Here is a 17,221-nt window from a genome sequence, read left to right on the forward strand (position 1 = left end):
GAATCCCCCAATTCAAAAATGAATAAAAAACACCCTAAAATATAGGGTGTTTTTTAAACAATATCAAATACTTTTAGAACAAATTTTAAGCCACTTGTCCTTCCAAAAAGTCCTGTGCAAAGCGCTGCAATACACCACCCGCCTCATACACATGCACTTCTTCTTCCGTATCTAAACGACAGGTCACGGCAACTTCAATCACTTCATTTTTACCATCTTCAGTCGCTCGTTCAACCACTAAAGTTAAGTCAGAACGCGGTGCAATATTACCAATGACGCTATACAGCTCCGTACCATCCAACTCCAATGTTTTACGGTCAGTCCCTGCTTTAAACTCCAGTGGTAACACGCCCATCCCAACCAAATTGGTACGATGAATACGCTCAAAACCTTCCGCAACAATCACTTCTACACCTGCAAGACGGACACCTTTCGCAGCCCAGTCACGACTAGAGCCTTGACCGTAATCTTTCCCTGCAATGATGATGAGTGGCTGTTTGCGATTCATATAAGTTTCAATCGCTTCCCACATCCGCATTACTTCGCCTTCAGGTTCTACACGCGCTTTTGAACCCTGTTTAACCGTCCCATCCGTACGAGTAACCATTTCATTAAACAGTTTCGGGTTGGCAAACGTTGCGCGTTGCGTGGTCAAATGGTCGCCACGGTGCGTTGCATAGGAGTTAAAGTCTTCTTCAGGCACACCCATTTTTTTCAGGTATTCACCTGAAGCACTGTCTAATACAATCGCATTGGATGGTGATAAATGGTCGGTGGTAATGTTATCGCCCAAAATAGCCAGTGGACGCATATTGGCTAAGGTACGCGGTGCAGCCAAAGCCCCTTCCCAATATGGCGGACGGCGAATATACGTACTTTGCGGACGCCAGTTGTATAACGGACTTTCAGACTTCGCATTCACACCCAAGTCGAACATTGGAATATAGATTTTACGGAACTGTTCAGGTTTCACCGCAACTTTCACCAAGGCATCAATGTCTTCATCCGATGGCCAAATATCTTTCAGGTAAATTGGATTACCGTCTTTATCTGTGCCTAATGCATCTTTTTCGATGTCAAAACGAATGGTTCCTGCAATCGCATACGCTACAACCAGCGGAGGTGACGCCAAGAATGCTTGTTTTGCATAAGGATGGATACGACCATCGAAGTTACGGTTACCCGAAAGTACCGCTGTTGCATACAAGTCACGATCAATAATTTGTTGTTGCAGTTTAGGGTCTAAAGCACCTGACATACCGTTACAGGTGGTACATGCATACGCCACGATACCAAAACCGAGTTTTTCTAAGTCATCCAATACGCCTGCTTCTTCAAGATATAAAGCCGCTGCTTTAGAACCAGGTGCAAAAGAGGATTTCACCCAAGGTTTACGTGTTAAGCCCAATTCATTGGCTTTACGTGCCAATAAACCTGCTGCAACTGTGTTACGTGGGTTTGATGTATTGGTACATGACGTAATGGCAGCGATAATCACAGCACCATCAGGCATTAAACCATCGGTACGGTTTTCAACCACACCTGCAATACCTTTGGCTTTTAAATCAGCAGTCGATACACGCGCATGTGGGTTTGATGGGCCTGCAATATTACGTGTTACTGTTGAAAGATCGAAGCGAAGGACACGTGGATATTCCGCTTGTGTCATATCACTTGCCCAAAGACCAATTTCTTTGGCATAGGTTTCCACCAATTGAATTTGATCTGCTTCACGACCTGTTAGAGTCAGATAATCAATGGTGTTTTGGTCGATGTAGAACATGGCAGCCGTTGCGCCATATTCAGGTGTCATATTGGAAATCGTGGCACGATCACCCACTGACATGCTGTCCGCACCTTCACCAAAGAACTCAAGGTACGCACCGACTACACGCTCTTTACGCAAGAATTCAGTCAATGCTAAAACGATATCGGTTGCTGTGATCCCCGCTTGACGTTGTCCAACAAACTCCACACCGATAATATCTGGAAGACGCATCCAAGACGCACGACCGAGCATGACATTTTCAGCTTCTAAACCACCGACACCAATCGAAATCACACCGAGTGCATCGGTATGTGGTGTGTGTGAGTCTGTACCGACACAAGTATCTGGGAATGCCACGCCATCACGGTTTTGCACCACTGGAGACATTTTCTCCAAGTTGATTTGGTGCATGATGCCATTACCCGCAGGGATCACATCGACATTTTCAAAAGCGGTCTTGGTCCATTCGATGAAGTGAAAACGGTCTTCGTTGCGACGGTCTTCAATAGCACGGTTTTTCTCAAAGGCATCTGGGTCAAAACCACCGTATTCCACAGCTAAAGAGTGATCGACAATGAGTTGCGTTGGTACAACCGGATTGACTTTAGATGGGTCACCGCCCTGTTCGGCAATCGCATCTCGCAGACCCGCCAGATCAACCAATGCGGTTTGACCTAAAATGTCATGACACACGACGCGTGCAGGATACCAAGGGAAGTCGTGGTCTTGTTGACGATTAATCAATTCTTTTAAAGATTGCTCTAAAATTGCTGGATCACAACGTCGTACTAGCTGTTCTGCCAGCACTTTTGAAGTATAGGGAAGTTTGGCATATGCGCCTGACTGAATATCTTCTATGGCCTGACGCACATCGAAATATTCAAGCTGGGTGCCTTGTAGTGGTTTGCGGTAATTGTTGTTCATTGCGTACCTGCCTTATGAATCGTTTTTCTTCCTGTGTGTTTTTATAAACATTAACACTGTGGGTTGCAGGCATAGTACACTGTCGAAAAGCTGTTTCCCAAATTCTTTATATTTCATATCTTTAGATATAAAAACAGGGGTTTTTGAAATATTTACTTACACATATTTTTAATTATTTACGGTAAAAGTGCATTTTTTTTAAAAATAGCAGAAAATAAACGTAATTCTTTAGTATTAGATCTATTTTTAGAGCGGAATAAATGAACCCTTTAGCTTTCTCCTCATTCACTTTAAATGGCGTGGATGCACAAAAATTTCTTCAAGGTCAAGTCACTTTAAATGTTGAAGCCTTAGCCGAAAACCTAAATCGCTACACGGCTATTTGTAGCTTGAAAGGTCGGATTCAGTTTGGTTTATGGTTAAAAAAATTGAATCCAGAAAGTTTTGAAATAGTCACCACACAAGATCAAGCAGAAGAATTTGCCAAACATATTAAAAAGTTTGGTGCCTTTTCTAAAATGAAGTTGGAACAAGCTGCGCCAGTTTTCCCAATTTTAAAAGGTGACACGACCGAGTTTGGCACTATTGCAACAGATATTACCCTCTGGCAACAGCAAGCCATTCAGGCGGGTCAAGCATGGATTAGTGCAACGACGGCTGAACTGTTTCAGCCACAAGAATTACGGTTGCATCAACGTGAAGGCGTGCACTACGACAAGGGCTGTTATATCGGTCAGGAAGTGATTGCACGTTTATGGTTTAAGGCTAAACCGAAAGCGTGGCTGCACGTAATTCAAGGTTTAGGTGCGGTTCCTGCTGCTGGTGAACAACTTGATAAAAGTGTTCAAGTGGTCAATAGTACGGCGGTTGAAAATGGTTATATGGCGTTGGTGATTGCCCGTCCAGAAGCGTTAATATCGTTAGATGTGACTGTTTTAGATTTGCCTGAAAGCTTAAATGTCGATGTAGCACGTCCACAGTAGTTCACTATAGGTACAATAAAGCCTCCTTAAACGGAGGCTTTTCAATTTTCTAGTGCTTAAAAATTGTGAAATAATTTATTCATATCTTTAATGACATAATCTTTAAAATGGAAAGCACGTGCATGTTTGGCATCAATTTTTGCAGTATGTCCATCTTTCTCAAAGATATATACCCGATCATCTTTACTCACCAAAAATTCAGCACCCAACTTCATTAATAACGCATCAATCTTATCTTCATCTGCAATCGATTCATCCTGACTGATTTTTAAATAACTACGCTTAATGCCTTTGATGAACATTTCTATACTCTTTCATTAATTCAACCGCGATTTAAACAAACATTGATGCAAAACAAAAGGGTCGTTCAATGTTTTATCGTCATTATATTTTGAAGCGAGTAGATTGCGCGTCTTAAGCTCCCCCCGCCTTCATTTAGGTATATCGTATGTAAAAATCAGCAAAATGTTATTGCAATACACTTCTCATCTATTTACATTCACAGAGTTAAACTTTTGCTGAAGCATGAAGTTTTGATCCGTCCCAATCAACACATAAATGGACTTATGTGAATGTTTATAAAAGGTTTTAATGAAAATGAAAAAAATAATATTGGCCAGCATTCTTGTTTTGTCTTCACATTTAACCCTCGCAGAAATAGCAACAAACTCGAACGACCCAAACGTTGCCCCTGAATTTGCAAAAATTGAAGCGCTGATCAAAGCCAAGAATATGCAAGGTGCTTATCAAGAATTGGAGAAACTGGCAAAAACAGGTAATCCACAAGCCATTTATAATTTGGGTTATTTGACACAAACGGGTCAAGGCACAGCCAAAGATGACAAAAAAGCGTTTAAGCTTTATGAAGAATCTGCGAAAAAAGGCTATCCAGTCGCCAACTATGTACTGGGTAAAAATTACATGGCAGGTAACTTAGGTTTAAAACAAGATACTAACAAAGCCAAACAATACTTAGAAAAAGCGTCAGATCAAGGCTTTGCAGATGCGACTATTGATTTGGCAGTTTTACTTTTTGCCGAAGGTAAACCAGCTTCAGACCAACTTGCCTTAAAAAAGCTAGATCCGCTCATTAAGAAAAACAACTATCAAGCAATCCATGCGAAAGCCTTATATGACATTAGTCTTGGTTTTAAAACGAAGAATGAGGCACCAATTAAACAAGGTTTGAAAAGTATTCAGGACTTGGCTCAAAAAGGCTATATTCCTGCACTGATGGCAGTAGGCAATATGTTTGCGAATGGCAATATTGTTCCGCAAAATCTTCCCGAAGCAAAAAAAATCTTTTCAGCGTTGGCCAAAGAAAATATTCCTCAAGCCCAAGAGTCTTTAACTTTAGTGGATAAATTAATGGCAGAGCAAAGCAAAAAATCAGTTAAAAAATAAGCAAATTAATCTTTATAAAAATACCCACGCATTAAAAAAAATGAGTGGGTATTTTTATTGGCTGTTTGCTCCAACTTTACTCTCTATCTAGGTACGCAAAATTTAAATCCATTTTTTTATTGTCTGTCATGCATATCATTTTTTAGAGTTTTTTCGTTTTACCACCAAAGCGCAATTAAACCACTAATCACGACAAAGCCCAAAATGGTACTTAACATTAAGGCCGTCAAGGCTTTATCATTCAGGCCATAATTTTGCCCCAAAATACCAAATATAATCGGCATCGGTAAAGCCGCCAGTAAAGTTCCTGCATAGCGCATTTCTTGACTTACCTCTGGCAAGAAACCAAACAAGATAAAAATGGTCAGTGGCATTAGAACGATCTTAAATACCACCAAAATGATACTTTGTACATTGAGTGCTTTTAAACTCATGCCGACCAAGCTGCCGCCAATAACAAATAATGCAATTGGAGATGCTGTTTTACCTAGCATTTCTAAAGCATGTGCAGCATAGGTCGGTATTTTGATATCCAAAAAGACACATGTCATTCCGAATACGATCGATAAAATAACGGGATTTTTAACTACATTGACTAAAGTCTGTTTCAGGAGTTGTGCTTTAACACGCCCCTGATGCAGCCCTGCCTCTGCGACCATGAGCGTTAAAGCCACGATCAGTAGGTTTTCAATAATCAACGTCAAAGATAAATAAATAGCGGCATGTTGCCCAATCAACATGGTCAATATCGCGGTTCCAATAAAACCTGTATTTGACATCGAGGCGCCCATTGAAAGTACGCCCGACTCGGTTAAGCGACAATTGAAATAGTAACGATACAAGCAAAAAGCCGCAGCAAAAATTAGCAGTGAACCGCCGCCATAAACGATGAAATAACTTGGATTCCAAATTTTATCCAAACGTTGACTGGCTAAAGCTTGGAGCAAAAATGCGGGTAATGAAATTTTAAAGACAAACTGACTTAAACCTTTAATTGTTTCAGGCAAAATAAATTCAGATTTTACACAAAAAAACCCCAGCAGAAGCAGCAAGCATATCGGTAAAATTACAGTTAAAACCACGGCTGCTCCTAAAATTTAACCTACCCAAATACAATCCAATATTGGGTTATTGTCTATTTATTTAAATTCTAAAATGGTTTAAATAATGATTTCAAACCATGCGGCTGACAACGTAAATATTGCGGTGCAATGTCTATATGCGCTCCTAATGTTGCAGCAGCATGCCAAGGCCAGCGTGGGTCGTAGAGCATTGCGCGAGCCAAAGCAACTGCATCTGCTTCATCATTTTGCAAAATATCTTCGGCTTGTTGAGCTTCAGTAATTAATCCGACTGCAATCACTGGAATATCAACCTGCTGCTTAATCGCTTTTGAATACGGCACTTGATAATTGGCACCAATTCGAATGTCTTGCTTGCTATGTAAACCACCTGAAGACACATGAATATAAACCGTACCCAATTGTGCCAAAGCTTTGGACAAGCCAATACTCGACTCAATATTCCAAGCGTGCTGATCACCCATCCAATCTGTAGCAGAAATACGGACTCCAATTGGAAAACCTTCAGGGACGGCATTTTTCATCGCCTGAAAAACCTCTAGAGTCAGACGAATTCTATTTTCAAAACAACCACCATATTCATCCGTACGCTGGTTAGATAACGGTGACATGAATTGATGCAACAAATAACCATGTGCAGCATGTAATTCAATCAAATCGAAACCTGCATCAACAGCGCGTATTGCTGCACTGGCAAAATCTTCAATAATATTTTTAATTTCATCGAGTGTTAGCGCATGCGGTACAGCATCTGTCTCATTAAATGGGATTTGGCTCGCAGAGACCGTTTGCCAGCCATGTTGAGTTTCGGGCTTAAACTGTCCTTTTCCATCCCATGGTTTATCCGTAGATGCCTTACGTCCTGCATGTGCAAGTTGAATTCCCATCGGCATTGGAGAAAGAGTTTTTACTTTTGCGAGTAATGCTTTCATTTGTGCGCGTTGCATGTCGTTCCATAGTCCGACATCGGCATAACTAATTCGACCTTCAGCTTGTACCGCAGTGGCCTCTATAATGCACAATCCTGCGCCAGACAATGCATAATTGGCCCATTGCTGTTCATGCCAATAGCTGATTTCGCCCTGCTCATTGGCCGAATATTGACACATGGGTGCAATGATAATTTTATTCTTCAGCGTTAAACGACCAAATTGAATCTGTTCAAATAATAAAGACACGCCCTTCTCCTTGCTGATCTCATTTTTAGAATGCTTTACTAACACTTAAGCCCGCACTCCAGTTCATACCATCTGCTGGTTCAAAAAAACGACCATTGCCATCATTCACAATCACGGAACCAACATAGTTTTCATCAAATAAATTATCTGCACGAACATAAGTGCGTACTTTCCAATCTGCTTGTTTCCATACATATCCTGCATTGGCCGAAGCTACGGTATAGCTGGGTGCCGCATCACTATTGCTATCATCCACATAGACTTTGTCCATAAAACGTACATCGACTCCTGCATTGAAGCCTGTTTCTGGCTGCCAACCGATTGCAGCAAAAGCTTGATTTTTTGCAATACCTGGAATTTTACTGCCTTTTTCGACCTTGCTATTTGGAATAGGTGCATCAAAAGTGGCATCAATATAGCTGTAGCTGGCTTGTGCTGTTAAGTCACGCCACAAAGCTTTGTTCCAAGACAGCTCCAGTCCTTCACGTAAAGTCTTATCGGCATTTTTAAAAGTGGCACGGCCATTTTCAGTACCCGCAGAGACAATATCGTTCTGTGTTTTACTTTGGAACACTGCTGCAGTGAAATTACCCCATGAATTCTGTGCTTTTAAGCCCAGCTCATAATTATCACTACTGGCTGGCTGTAAATTAAAATTCATACCATCATCAGCAGAATAGGCCATTTCAGTAAAGGTTGGGGTTTCAAAGCCTTTGGCATAGCTGACATAGCTATTTAGAGTAGGTGTCATTGCCCAGCTTAAGGCAACGGATGGTAAGACTTTATCGTAATCCGTTTTGCCGCTGTCATCGCCATTTCCAACGTCAATGTAATGATCTTTAGACTCATAATGCACATTGCTATAGCGTAAACCCGCATCTACAGTCCAAGCAGGCACAAAATTCCAAGAAGCTTGTAAATAAGGATCTAAATTCCACAGTGTATTATTTTCATCACGGCGTAAGTCACCTTTAACCCCATAATTTCCATTGGCATCAAAATTTTCAAACCCCTTGCGGTCTTCATCCATATAGTCAAACGCTAAACCCGCGGTAAAACGTGTATTAGGGAATAATTTTTTGCCTGTCCAGCGTACGTCTGTCCCGTAATAGTCACGACTGAAATCAATCACACCACCTGCATGACGTGGATTTAACTGGATTGTATTTGGTTTACATATTGTATTAGTGGCATCAGTGAAAATACATTTAGGTATTGATTGATATTGAGTAACATCCCGATGTCCAGCATAGGCCATGGCATAGAGTTCATGCTGATCATTTATAGGCTTTGACCAGGTAACCCCTGTTTGGGTTTGATTAATTTCCTTTCTTACATCAAATTCATTTTTAGCATCATTGACTTGTTTTGGATTTGCTTTCCATTGTTCACGCGTTAAACCTTGCGGATCATCTGCATGAATATCAACATGATTCAAAATCCAGTTGAGCTTAGAGCCATCATCTAAGTCCCATGTGAGTTTGGCATTACTCAGCACCTTCTTGGCAGCACTGTGTTCACGGTAGCCATCCGTATCAAAATATGATGAACTCACCACATAGCTCGGTTCTCCAGCTTTGTCTGCACCCCCCTGCAAAATCACATCTGCACGGTTTTTATTGTGGCTCCCCGCAGAATAACCCAGTTCAATTGAGTCTTGACCAGAACCCTCTTTGGTCGAGGTTAAAATTGCTCCACCCGATGAGTTACCATATAGCGAAGAAAATGGCCCGCCTAAAACTTCAATATGATCCAAGCTACTTAAATCAATATTCGAGGTTTGACCTTGACCATCTGGCATGGTTGCAGGAATCCCATCTACATATAAACGAATACCGCGGACACCAAAAGTCGAGCGCGCGCCAAAACCACGCATCGAGAGTTGTAAATCTTGCGCATAATTTTCACGGTTATTGAGTTGTAAGCCTGGAACCCCTTTTAAGGTTTCTGTTAAATTCACACCTAAATTATTTTGATTTTTATCTTGCTCAATGCGGTATACCGAAGCGGGTGTATTTAACCATGCCGTATCTGTACGTGTTGCTTCAACCTTTAAGGTCGGTAAAACTATTGGTGTTATGGCCTTTGTTTCAGCATATAAACTTTGGCAAATGCATGACGTCAGACAAAGTAAAGTCATATTGATAGGAATCGTGTGAAATTTACTTTGCATGACAGGTTCTCTGTTGATATTTAAAAACTATTTTTAAGCTTAAACCAACTCATCCAAGAGTATCTAGATTATTTGTAGTCTCTGGGTTAAAGCAGCAATTTTATGTTTAAACAATGACGATGATCTGATCACTTTCGCATTTCATATTTGCATAAAGTTCCCTCTATTTACAGGAACATTCATATAAATATTATTATGACTACTCAACTTTTAAGTAACTAGCCATAAAATAAAACTTAAGAATTGATGCATCTTGAATGATCACATTTGTATAACCATTCAAGCCTTAAGCTTTGAAAGGCTTATTCTTCCTGAACATGCCTTACCACCTTTAGGCATTAGGTAAATAAACGACTCAGCTACACTCTGGTTTTCAAACATTGATGCTTCAGATTAACATTTACGCCCGATATCTTGTTGATCCCACTGCTGATTGAGCAGTAATTCAAGTGAATGCTTCTGAATCCCATACATATTTTTTAAAGCATAAATTTGTGCCAAAACAGCAGGATCAGGTTGAGTATAATCTTTGCGTTTGGTGGCCAAAATCATCTTATTTTTACTGGTATGCTCAAGTGCAACAAATTCGAAAACTTTGGTTTCATAGCCATATGCTTTAAGTAATAAAGCTCGAATCGTATCGGTCAGCATTTCGGCTTGCTGACCAGCATGAATCCCAAATTGCAACATGGGTTTTAATACTTCTGGACTATTTAATTGCGGACGTAGCTCTTTGTGGCAACACGGCGCGCACATGATAATTTGGGCATTTAAACGAATACCTGTATGAATTGCAAAATCCGTTGCTACATCACAAGCATGTAACGCAATCATGACATCCAAATGTTCAGGTTGATAGGTACGAACATCGCCCTGAAAAAAATCTAATTGCTTAAATTGAGAAACCTCAGCCACTTTCTGGCAAAAATCGACCATTTTTTCATTCAGTTCAACACCCGTCACAAAAGGCGTTTGTCCTTTATGATTCAAATAATCATATAAAGCAAACGTCAAATAACCCTTTCCCGAACCAAAATCGACCACGCGCAAAGCATGCTCTTGTGTGCTCATCTGTCCGACAGCACCTGAGAATATTTCGATAAACTTATTAATTTGCTTCCATTTACGCGCCATGCTCGGAATAATTTCTGCTTTGGCATCCGTAATTCCAAGCGGTTGTAAAAAATAACGGTCCTGATCAACATAACGATGCTTAGCACGATCATGTTGCTGCATAACTCCCTGTGTCTGCTGCATATGTTCTGATTTTGATTCCACTTTCTTTTTAGTCACTGTCAGCAGCACTTTTTTCTTATTTTTTTTGAGTTGTAGCTCTGCATCATTGGTAAAAAGATTGGCTTGTTTACATTGCATCAATAAAGACGTAGCAAGAGATAACGCGTCGTTTAAAGGATGGTTTTTGGTGACATCTTGAGTCTTATAACGATATAGAACATTCAGTACAGATTGGTTTTGTAGTGAAATGATACGCAATGTTATTTTTTCTAAATGTTCGATTTCACCTTGATATTGGCTCAAGATCATTCGATCAAAACCCTGCGTTTCAATCGCTTGCTGAAAAGCATCTAAAAATTGTTGTTCCTGATTTACAGCAGATGCCACTTGAGACATACAATTCACTCGAATAAATTAAGTGCTCAGTTTAAAACTTCTTACTATAAAGGTAAAACTGCATTACGATACAACTGTATTTTTAATTATAGAAATCAGTCATGGCAACCTCACAGCTACAGGCTTATGATCCACGCGAAGAATATATGAATGCACTGAGTCATGCACTTGGTGCAGTTTTAGCCCTCATTGCCAGTGGGTTTATGCTAATGAAAGGCAGCGCTTTACCGCTAGGCCAATTTTTAGGTTTATGTGTTTATGCATTTAGCATGATTCTGCTCTTTTCAAGTTCAGCTCTTTATCACTTTTCGACCGATGAAACCAAACGATATTGGTACAAAAAACTAGATCATACTGCGATTTATTATTTAATTGCTGGAACGTATACGCCTTTTTTGTCTATCGCAATTCCGACTGCAAAAGCGCATTATTTACTGATTGCCCTGTGGGTAATTGCTGCAATTGGCACCTTGTTTAAACTGGTATTCATTCACCGTTTTCAAAAAATATCATTAATTGCTTATCTTTTGATGGGTTGGCTTGCGGTATTGGTGATTGATGACATGCAACGCTTTTTAAGTACACAAGCCTTAACCTATCTGATTGTAGGCGGTTTGTCTTATACCATCGGTGCATTGTTTTATGCGTTAAAACGCGTAAGATACACCCATGCAATCTGGCATATTTTTGTATTGATAGGCGCAGGATCACAATTCTTGGCGATTTATCTGTACGTGCTTTAACTCTCTCATTCTTCACTTCAGTACCCTGAACAAGTTGATTTGAGCTAGTTTTTCGTTGTTTTTTTAAGAAATTACGCTTTTTTTTAAAAATTACCCTAAAAAACAAATTTTTTATTTTGAGTCAGCGTAAGGTCCTCCATGGCGTCATCAAATTCTACTGCTACCTCAGAAGTAGCGACCAATTCAAAATTCCGCGTACTTACAGCAAGTCTTGTCGGCACGACCATCGAATTCTTCGATTTTTATATTTATGCGACCGCTGCTGTCATTATTTTTCCGCATTTATTTTTTCCTGCCAGTACAGACCCCACCACGGCTACTATTCAGTCTTTAGCGACATTTGCTATTGCCTTTATTGCCCGTCCAATTGGTGCTGCCCTCTTTGGACATCTAGGGGACAGGATTGGTCGTAAAGCCACCTTAGTCGCCGCATTGCTCACCATGGGGATTTCTACCGTTTGTATTGGGTTACTGCCCACCTATGCACAAATTGGCATTGTTGCACCCTTGTTACTTGCACTCTGTCGTTTAGGACAAGGTCTCGGTTTAGGTGGTGAATGGAGTGGTGCAGTGTTGCTTGCCACAGAAAATGCACCTGAAGGTAAGCGTGCATGGTATGGCATGTTTCCTCAACTTGGGGCACCCATTGGCTTTATTTTGGCTACTGGTTCATTCTTAGCGCTGGGTGCATTGATGTCTGAAGCAGACTTTATGCAATGGGGCTGGCGTATTCCATTTATTGCAAGTTCAGTACTGGTGATTGTAGGTTTATGGATTCGTCTAAAACTGCATGAAACACCTGCATTTCAAAAAGTCCTCGATAAACAAAAAGAAGTTAATGTTCCTTTTAAAGAAGTCATGACGAAACATTGGCGCATGCTCATTCTCGGAACCATTGCTGCGATTTGTACCTTTGTGGTGTTTTATTTAACCACTGTATTTGCGCTCAATTGGGGAACAACTCGACTGGGTTATTCTCGTTCAGAATTTCTGAAGTTACAATTAATTGCCACCTTGTGTTTTGCAGCTTTCATTCCACTTTCGGCAATTTTTGCGGAAAAATTTGGTCGCAGGGCGACCTCGATAGGCGTGTGCATTCTATCGGCATTGTTCGGTTTAGTGTTTGCAAGCATGCTTGAATCTGGCAATACCTTTGTGGTGTTCTTATTTTTATGCTTAGGCTTAGGCATCATGGGTTTAACCTATGGTCCAATCGGAACAGTCCTGTCAGAAATTTTCCCGACCTCTGTACGTTATACTGGTTCTGCTTTAACCTTCAATCTTGCAGGCATTTTTGGTGCCTCTTTTGCACCGCTGATTGCAACTGAATTGGCAACCACCTATGGTTTACAAGCTGTGGGGTATTACTTGTCTGCAGCCTCAATTCTTTCACTCTGTGCATTTTTAGCGATTCGTGAAACTAAGAATGATGATGTAAATAATCAGGTTTAATCCAATTGTAGTCATAAAAAAACCAGCAGATTCTGCTGGTTTTTTTATAGTTATTTTTTTAATGGGTGATTATTCTAGAGAGTGCTAATCATTTTTTACACTTACTCAACCAGAGTCATCTACAATCTTAAACATGACATTTAAGCTTTACACCAGCTCGATAATATCAATGGTCGGTGGCACACGAAAACGAAATGGCACTCCCACTAGACCCGTTCCCACAGTAACAAATACATCTGCATTTTCGTGTTTATACAACCCTTTTTTATGCCCTAAAATAGACACTTTCTTCATAATGTAATTGGTCATCCACGGTAGTTCAACTTGTCCACCATGGGTATGACCCGACAACATGAGAGGGCGGGTGGATAGTTTTGGTACCATATCCACAGTGTCAGGATTATGCGATAAAAGTACCCAAGGCTTGTCTTGCGGTAAGTCAGGCATATAACGCATATCGGTTTTACCTGCCCATAAATCTCCAACTCCAAGCAAGCGGAACTCATCAAATTCTACCATCTGACCTTCAATATCAATCACATCATTAATGATCAAAGCATGTCGAAGTAAGTTTTGAATCGGTGGGCCAGGATATTGCTCATCATGATTTCCATTCACTGAGTACACAGGGGCCACAATCTGTTTTAAAATAGCCAGTTCTTCAGCCAGCGTATTTTCTGGCTCATAGGTCCAGTCCCCTGCGACTACGACCAAATCAGGATTTTGCTGATTAATTTTCTCGACAATAATTTTAAGCTGGCGCTCATGTCCAGAAAATAGCCCAATATGTAAATCAGCAATTAAAACCAATTTGATGGGTTTTTGCATTTTTTGATCTGGATTTAACTGATATTCTAAGGTTTTAACCACCACATGATGCGGCTCTATAAAACGTGCATAAATTAATAAGCTACTGAGAAGAAAAATAAAAATAGCTTCGTGAATCGAATAATAACCACTCCAACCAGCAAATAAACTAAAGAAAAATAAAGGGAACAACAGATAGGACAAATAAAAGGCTAATAAATGTACAAAGGCTTTAAAAGGATGAATGGTTTCTGTACGTGTCTGGCTCAACCATGCTTGTCCAACACCCCAAAGAGCAAGTACGACAAAACTGATATAAAAATATATTATGACCGAATCTGTTTCCCACATAGTTATTCTCTACACTCATTGCTCTCAGCAAAACGATGAACTGACATCATTCATCTATTCTATTATTTATCTTTTCACAGCTGGCAACTATACTCAAACCAAATTTTGCACTTGTTTATAAAATATGGCGCGCTCAACTCATACAATATTCAAAATCAAAAACGCTCAGTTACGTGGTCTTCACGTCTACAAAACTGCGGTTTTGATGAGTTGCAGCCTTATTTTAGGTATTCCTGCCTGTTCGACCCTGCCCAAGCAACCTCCTCAGCCGATTGAATATGCCTTTGATACGCCAACAGAACAAAGCTCATTGGCAAAAATTGTTTTACCATTACGAGAACAATACCCCAATCTGACGGGTTATCATGTCTTGTATGATCCGTTGGAAGCATTGGCTGCACGTATCCATTTGATTAATAAAGCAGAAAAAACACTAGATTTACAATATTATATTTGGGACAACGATAAAATTGGCTCACTTGCGCTCTACTCTATTATTCAAGCCGCAGATCGTGGAGTCAAAGTCCGTTTATTGATGGATGATAATAATGCAAAAAAAATGGAAGGAATTTATTTAGCGCTCGATCAACATCAAAATATTGATGTCAAATTGTATAATCCTTATCGTTTTAGACATTATCGTGCCATGGATATGGTGCTGGATTTAAAGCGTATTAACCGCCGTATGCACAATAAAAGTTTTATTGCAGACAACCAAATTGCTTTAATTGGCGGCCGCAATATGAGTAACCAATATTACAATGTCAGCGACAATTATCAGTTTTCTGATGTAGATGTAATGTTGGTTGGCTCTGCTTCCGATGAAATTATTCATTCTTTTGATGACTATTGGAACGATGATTATGCTTTTCCAGTCAAACAAATTGTCAATGCTCGACATTATTCATTGCGTTTCCCAAATTTAAAACAACAGCTCGAACAACATGCTCAAACCATCACCGTCCAAAACTATCTTGATTTAGCCACGCGTTCACATGCCTTTGAAAACTGGCTCAATAAAAGCATTCAGTTTGATTGGGTAAAAGCCGAGGTGGTCAGCGACTCACCCAGTAAAATTAGAGCCAAAGCAAAAAAAGAGCAGCATTTGAATTTCCAGTTAATTCACCAATTACAAAAACCTGAACAGAGTGTCGATATTATTTCAGCTTATTTTGTGCCTGAGAAAAAAGGCGAAAAAATGCTCAGTGATTTGGCTCAAACCAATGTCCATGTTCGAGTATTAACCAATTCGTTTAAAGCCAATGATGTGTTTTTAGTCCATGCTTTTTATGGAAAATATCGAAAAGATTTGTTAAAAAATCAGGTTGAACTTTATGAGTTTTTGGCTGCACCTGAAACTGAAAATCTCAATATTAATACCGATGAAATTGCAGAAAAAGCCAAAGTAAGTTTAAAAGGATTAAGTCGCTCTAGCCTGCATGCCAAAATGATGGCGATTGATCAGAAACAGGTTTTTATTGGCTCTTTTAATTTTGATCCACGTTCTGCTTATTTGAACACTGAAATTGGTGTTCTATTGAATAGCCCCAGCTTAGCTCAATCTATCCATACCACCATGGATGAAAATTTATCTAAATATGCTTATAAACTGGTTCTAAATGCCAACAATAAAATTAATTGGAAAATTAAACAGCATGATGGCAACATCAAGACTTATTCCACAGAACCTAAAATGAAGTGGTGGCAGAAAGCAGGTATAAAAGTCATTTCATGGCTCCCTATCGAAGGCTTTATGTAAAGCCTTAAGAGCCAACATAACGATTTTCATTGGCTATTTTTTCAGGATGAGGCATCAGAACTTTTTGCTGTAAACGTGCTAACCCTTCTATCATCTGGGCTTGAACTTCTTGTGTTAAGGTCTCGACTGTATGTCCCTGTACAGCAATCGGTTGCAATGCGATTAAATGGGCTGTCACTTTTGGCATTTCGAGTACATTTTTGACATGATCAATAAAACGAATATCATCGATAAATGGTGCGATATTATCCAACTCACCCGCTTGATTCACATAACAAATCAGACAAATTTGAACGGGACGATTGGCTTCAATGGCTGCACCTAAAATGCGGCCATAAATTTTTTTGATTTTAGAACCATCCGATGTCGTCGCTTCTGGAAAAAATAAAACTGGAATATCGTGTTTTAAAAATGAGGTGATTTGTTCACGAATTCTGACTGAATCTCCAGAACCCCGTTTAATAAAGAGTGTTCCACCACCTTTTGCAAGCTTGCCCAATAACGGCCATTTTTCAATTTCTGCTTTGGCCAAAAAGAATACTCTTGCACCTGAACCTAAAACGGCGATATCCAACCAAGAAACATGATTGCTGACCCAAAGTGCTGGTTCTTGAGGGATTTCTCCATGAATTTCAACTTCAATATTAAAGACCTTACTTAACTGTCGGCAGAAATATTGTACATAACGCGTATTGTTAGGATGATTCGGTTCTTTATATAATCCGTGACGATAGACCAAATAAAATCCCTGTGAAATCACCCCCATGGTTGCCAATACTTTTTTACTGTAGAGAAAAAATTTAGACACACTATTTAACGAGATATGTTCAGTTATAGAAGATTGAGTCATAAATTGATCACTAAGTCCAGATGTAGCATTACACGGTTATTTTCTGTCATTCTATACTGTCCCACTTGATCTTGCATTGATCTTAAAAATCGAAATTAATTTTTTATTTAATACC

The 17,221-nt window shown here is 39.8% G+C and carries 13 protein-coding genes; 5 read left to right on the forward strand and 8 right to left on the reverse strand.

Translation table 11 applies throughout. From position 1 onward, the window contains the following. Nucleotides 1-85 precede the first annotated feature (85 nt). Nucleotides 86-2,692, reverse strand: a complete 2,607-nt coding sequence (acnD, locus tag H0S58_RS10685; protein ID WP_195726507.1) for a Fe/S-dependent 2-methylisocitrate dehydratase AcnD — start codon at nucleotides 2,690-2,692, stop codon at nucleotides 86-88. 260 nt (nucleotides 2,693-2,952) lie between these two features. Between acnD and H0S58_RS10690 the strand changes: the two genes are divergently transcribed. Beyond that, on the forward strand, nucleotides 2,953-3,675 hold the full coding sequence (locus H0S58_RS10690) for a YgfZ/GcvT domain-containing protein (RefSeq protein WP_195726508.1): 723 nt from the start codon (nucleotides 2,953-2,955) through the stop codon (nucleotides 3,673-3,675). Nucleotides 3,676-3,731: 56 nt separating this feature from the next. Here the strand turns inward: H0S58_RS10690 and H0S58_RS10695 are convergent, their stop codons facing one another. Continuing rightward, nucleotides 3,732-3,977, reverse strand: a complete 246-nt coding sequence (locus tag H0S58_RS10695) for a hypothetical protein (RefSeq protein ID WP_053579689.1) — start codon at nucleotides 3,975-3,977, stop codon at nucleotides 3,732-3,734. A 295-nt stretch (nucleotides 3,978-4,272) separates the two neighbouring features. On the opposite strand from H0S58_RS10695, the gene H0S58_RS10700 reads away from it, so the two are divergent. Next, nucleotides 4,273-5,079, forward strand: a complete 807-nt coding sequence (locus H0S58_RS10700; RefSeq protein ID WP_195726509.1) for a tetratricopeptide repeat protein — start codon at nucleotides 4,273-4,275, stop codon at nucleotides 5,077-5,079. 158 nt (nucleotides 5,080-5,237) lie between these two features. On the opposite strand, the gene H0S58_RS10705 is transcribed toward H0S58_RS10700, so the two are convergent. From H0S58_RS10705 to H0S58_RS10720, 4 genes are all read right to left on the reverse strand, one after another. Further along, nucleotides 5,238-6,161: an AEC family transporter gene (locus H0S58_RS10705; RefSeq protein WP_195726510.1), complete on the reverse strand. Its 924-nt coding sequence runs from the start codon at nucleotides 6,159-6,161 to the stop codon at nucleotides 5,238-5,240. Between the two features lie 68 nt (nucleotides 6,162-6,229). Beyond that, on the reverse strand, nucleotides 6,230-7,339 hold the full coding sequence (locus tag H0S58_RS10710) for an NADH:flavin oxidoreductase/NADH oxidase (RefSeq protein WP_092721110.1): 1,110 nt from the start codon (nucleotides 7,337-7,339) through the stop codon (nucleotides 6,230-6,232). A gap of 25 nt (nucleotides 7,340-7,364) precedes the next feature. After that, entirely contained in the window at nucleotides 7,365-9,512 is a 2,148-nt protein-coding gene (locus H0S58_RS10715) for a TonB-dependent receptor (RefSeq protein WP_195726511.1), read from the reverse strand. Nucleotides 9,513-9,905: 393 nt separating this feature from the next. Then, nucleotides 9,906-11,144, reverse strand: a complete 1,239-nt coding sequence (locus tag H0S58_RS10720) for a class I SAM-dependent methyltransferase (RefSeq protein WP_195726512.1) — start codon at nucleotides 11,142-11,144, stop codon at nucleotides 9,906-9,908. Between the two features lie 101 nt (nucleotides 11,145-11,245). Here H0S58_RS10720 and trhA point away from each other — a divergent pair, with 101 nt between their 5' ends. After that, a complete protein-coding gene (trhA, locus tag H0S58_RS10725) occupies nucleotides 11,246-11,887 on the forward strand; it encodes a PAQR family membrane homeostasis protein TrhA (protein WP_195726513.1) in 642 nt (213 codons plus the stop codon). 138 nt (nucleotides 11,888-12,025) lie between these two features. Beyond that, entirely contained in the window at nucleotides 12,026-13,339 is a 1,314-nt protein-coding gene (locus H0S58_RS10730; RefSeq protein WP_053579682.1) for an MFS transporter, read from the forward strand. A 147-nt stretch (nucleotides 13,340-13,486) separates the two neighbouring features. Here the strand turns inward: H0S58_RS10730 and H0S58_RS10735 are convergent, their stop codons facing one another. Continuing rightward, nucleotides 13,487-14,497, reverse strand: a complete 1,011-nt coding sequence (locus tag H0S58_RS10735; protein ID WP_195726514.1) for a metallophosphoesterase — start codon at nucleotides 14,495-14,497, stop codon at nucleotides 13,487-13,489. Nucleotides 14,498-14,651: 154 nt separating this feature from the next. Here H0S58_RS10735 and H0S58_RS10740 point away from each other — a divergent pair, with 154 nt between their 5' ends. After that, nucleotides 14,652-16,256: a phospholipase D family protein gene (locus H0S58_RS10740; RefSeq protein WP_411164192.1), complete on the forward strand. Its 1,605-nt coding sequence runs from the start codon at nucleotides 14,652-14,654 to the stop codon at nucleotides 16,254-16,256. Between the two features lie 4 nt (nucleotides 16,257-16,260). On the opposite strand, the gene H0S58_RS10745 is transcribed toward H0S58_RS10740, so the two are convergent. Continuing rightward, entirely contained in the window at nucleotides 16,261-17,106 is an 846-nt protein-coding gene (locus tag H0S58_RS10745) for a lysophospholipid acyltransferase family protein (RefSeq protein ID WP_053579679.1), read from the reverse strand. Between the last annotated feature and the right edge of the window lie 115 nt (nucleotides 17,107-17,221).

The organism is Acinetobacter sp. TTH0-4 (assembly GCF_015602665.1).
GTDB lineage: Bacteria > Pseudomonadota > Gammaproteobacteria > Pseudomonadales > Moraxellaceae > Acinetobacter > Acinetobacter albensis.

What these genes read in the sequence shown, in the direction of transcription:
- H0S58_RS10715 (WP_195726511.1), bottom strand. Translation starts at nt 9,512, where the DNA reads ATGCAAAGTAAATTTCACACGATTCCTATCAATATGACTTTACTTTGT.
- H0S58_RS10720 (WP_195726512.1), bottom strand. Translation starts at nt 11,144, where the DNA reads ATGTCTCAAGTGGCATCTGCTGTAAATCAGGAACAACAATTTTTAGAT.
- H0S58_RS10745 (WP_053579679.1), bottom strand. Translation starts at nt 17,106, where the DNA reads ATGACTCAATCTTCTATAACTGAACATATCTCGTTAAATAGTGTGTCT.
- H0S58_RS10730 (WP_053579682.1), top strand. Translation starts at nt 12,026, where the DNA reads ATGGCGTCATCAAATTCTACTGCTACCTCAGAAGTAGCGACCAATTCA.
- trhA (WP_195726513.1), top strand. Translation starts at nt 11,246, where the DNA reads ATGGCAACCTCACAGCTACAGGCTTATGATCCACGCGAAGAATATATG.
- acnD (WP_195726507.1), bottom strand. Translation starts at nt 2,692, where the DNA reads ATGAACAACAATTACCGCAAACCACTACAAGGCACCCAGCTTGAATAT.
- H0S58_RS10695 (WP_053579689.1), bottom strand. Translation starts at nt 3,977, where the DNA reads ATGTTCATCAAAGGCATTAAGCGTAGTTATTTAAAAATCAGTCAGGAT.
- H0S58_RS10690 (WP_195726508.1), top strand. Translation starts at nt 2,953, where the DNA reads ATGAACCCTTTAGCTTTCTCCTCATTCACTTTAAATGGCGTGGATGCA.
- H0S58_RS10700 (WP_195726509.1), top strand. Translation starts at nt 4,273, where the DNA reads ATGAAAAAAATAATATTGGCCAGCATTCTTGTTTTGTCTTCACATTTA.
- H0S58_RS10735 (WP_195726514.1), bottom strand. Translation starts at nt 14,497, where the DNA reads ATGTGGGAAACAGATTCGGTCATAATATATTTTTATATCAGTTTTGTC.